Below are 2,878 nucleotides of genomic sequence, written 5' to 3'. Positions count from 1 at the left end.
TTCGAAGGTCGTGCCCGCTACTACGCGGTCGTTCGCGGGAAAATTGCTGGTCGGCGCAACCGAGATGTTCCGGGTCTGCGTGAGCGCGCCCGCGGGAATCTCGAGGGAGACAGTAGAGTTGAGGACGCTGAACGATGCGCCGGCGCTCGACACTACGGCGCCTTCCTTGACGGTGACTTCGACGGACGCCGTGTGGCCCTCGATCGTGGCGGTGATCGTCGCCGTTCCAGGCGCGACGCCGGTGACGACTCCAGCTGCGACGGTCGCCGTTGACGGATCGGAGCTCGACCACTCGGTCATCCGATTGGTGAGAGCGCTGCCGCCTGCGTCCTTCGGGATTGCCTGAAGTATCTCAGTTCCGCCCGGCACGAGGTCGACCTTCGCCGGCGCGATGCTGACTGTCGCCACCGGAGCCGGAGGAGCCGTGCCCTCCCCGCAACCCATGCCGAAGGCGATGACTCCCGCCGCGAGCCACAGCAGAATTCGGCTGGTTCGCGCGCCGGACTGGCCGCGAGTCACGATGTCATCACACGCGCGGGAAGCCCGGCGATTGGATGGAATCCCGTCCACTACGGCGGAGTGAGGGCCAGCAGGATGTTGACGACCGCGTCCGCGATGAGGTTGCGGACCACCTCGGCGTAGTGCACCGAGTCGCCCACGTGAAGGCTGGCGCTTTTCCATGTCGCTCCGCCATCATCGGAGGTCATCGCCGCGATGTCGATCACGTTGACTCCCTTGGCCTGGAACTTCGCGCGAATTGCCGCGTTGAGTGCAGGCAGCGACGCACTCTGACCCGGCTGCCGCGGTGGCAGCGTCGTAACAATGATGTGATTCGCGGGTACGCCGCGCGCAATCCACAAATCGACCATCCACTCGAGATTCACTACGGTGGACGCAGTGGATATTCCGGCGCCCAAGTCGTTCGTGCCCATCGAGATGTACAGGAAATCGGAAGGGCGTGGAGTAAACGCCTGGACGCGGGCGATTGGCCCTGAAGGATAATACACGCTGGGCGCCTCGCCCCCGCTCCACGGATAGGCGACCCCGAGCGCTTCCCCTTCGAACCGCGTCACTCCGTTCACGACCTCACGCGCGTTGGGGCTGAACAGAATGGTGCGGCCGGTGCCCGTTGTCGTGCCACCAACCCCGTGGTTGACTACCACGATCGTCTTCGACTGGCTGGCACGCCACCGGCTCTCGATCTTACCCGCCAGCTGGAACGAGCTATTCGGCTCATTTGGCCCGAGTTTCTTGCTGGGAAAGTTTGACACGTATGAGGCGGCAACGATCGGAAAGTCTCTTCCCGAATATCCGTAGTCGGTGTTGGAGTCGCCGAACGTCACCACTTGAACCTGCGCGGTCCCAAGGGCGTGGAAGATCAGCGGACTGCCTGGAAGACCGTCTACGCTTGCGAAGAGCGAGTTCCCACCGATTCCAAGCGTCCAGCTACCAAGAGTCGCGATGCCGCTGCCGTTCGTCTCGGCGCTGGCTCCAGAGATGCTGCCGCTGCCGCTCCGGATGCTGAACACGATAGTGATTCCGGGGACTCCGTCGCCGCTTGCGTCTGTCACAATCACAGCCGGCCGAGTCGAAACCTGCGTACCTGCCAACGCACTTTGATTCTGTCCGGCGCTGATGGCCATCGTGGCCGGCGGCGGCTGAACTCCCGTGGCCGTGAAGATGATGGGGCTACCCTGGAGAGTCCCCGCTGTTGCGCTAAGCGTATTCGTTCCCGGCGACGCGCCGAGTATCCAGCTGCCGACGGTGGCGTAGCCGCCTTCATTGGTTACGACGGTGCCACCGGTCACGCTCCCGCCACCGCTCGACACCGCGAAAGTCACGGTGTAGCCCGGGACGGGAATGTCTGCGGCGTCCAGTACCCGCACTGTCGGCGGGGCACCGACAGCCTTTCTTACTGTCCCCGTCTGAGGATCGAGGCTGTTGCTTACGATCTTTGCCGGAATAGGCGCGACCGCAGTTGCGGAAAAGGTTATCGGACTGCCGCTCAGCGAACCCGCCGTCGCGACCAGAGTTTGTACGCCCGGTATTGATCCCAGCACCCAGCTGGTCGGCGCGGCAATACCCGAGGAGTTCGTAACTGCAGATCCACCCGTCACCGCCCCGTTCCCCGAGCCCGGCGAGAAGATGACGTTGAACCCTGCCACCGGATTTCCGTTGACATCAGTGACTTTCACCGATGGCGGAGCTGCAACCGGACCACCCGCAGTCCCTGTCTGATTGTTTCCGGCAAACGCGGCGACCGTCGTCGGTATTCCCGCGCCCCCGGTTGCCGTGAATGTGACCGACGCAGGAGTAAGTCCCGACCCGCTTGCGGTGAGCGTGTTCGGTCCGGCTGTGGTGCCAAGCGTCCAATTGCCGATTGTTGCGATGCCGGATGCGTTCGTCGTCGCCGCACCGCCGGTGATCGTCCCTCCTCCGCTCGCAACCGCAAACGTGATCGCAAATCCGGAAATCGGATTTCCGAACGCATCGGTCACTTTCACTGCGGGGGGAGTCGCGACCGCACTGCCGGCAACTGCCGTCTGCCCATCGCCGGCAACGATCGCGAGAGCTGTCGGAGGTCCGGGCACGACTGTGACCGTCGCGCTGGCCGTCTTTCCCTCCGAAGCTGCCGCGATTGTGGACTGCCCCGGCACGTGGGTTCTGGCCAGACCATTCGCATCGATCGTCACTGCCGCCGGATTGGAGCTAGTCCACGTAACCACGCGGTTTAGGGTCAGCTGCTCGATGTCCTTCAGAGTGGCCGTGAACTGAAGGGTCTTCTGAACCTGAATCGTCGTGTCGCGGTTGATCGTGATCGTCGCCACCGGAGCCTGCAGCAGAACTCCGTAGACGCTGAAGTGACTAACCTTGCCCG

General features: G+C 63.5%; 2 protein-coding genes. Both read right to left on the bottom strand.

Annotated elements, in window-relative coordinates:
* On the bottom strand, positions 1-519 hold a 519-nt coding region (locus tag VES88_11970; GenBank protein ID HYN82212.1), incomplete at its 3' end, for an Ig-like domain-containing protein.
* 50 nt (positions 520-569) lie between these two features.
* A partial coding sequence (locus VES88_11965; GenBank protein HYN82211.1) for a GDSL-type esterase/lipase family protein occupies positions 570-2,878 on the bottom strand: 2,309 nt, incomplete at its 5' end.

This window comes from Gemmatimonadaceae bacterium (assembly GCA_035633115.1).
Classification (GTDB): Bacteria; Gemmatimonadota; Gemmatimonadetes; order Gemmatimonadales; family Gemmatimonadaceae; genus UBA4720.
Note: the sequence above shows the minus strand (reverse complement) of the source record. Positions and strands in the feature narration are given on the sequence as shown.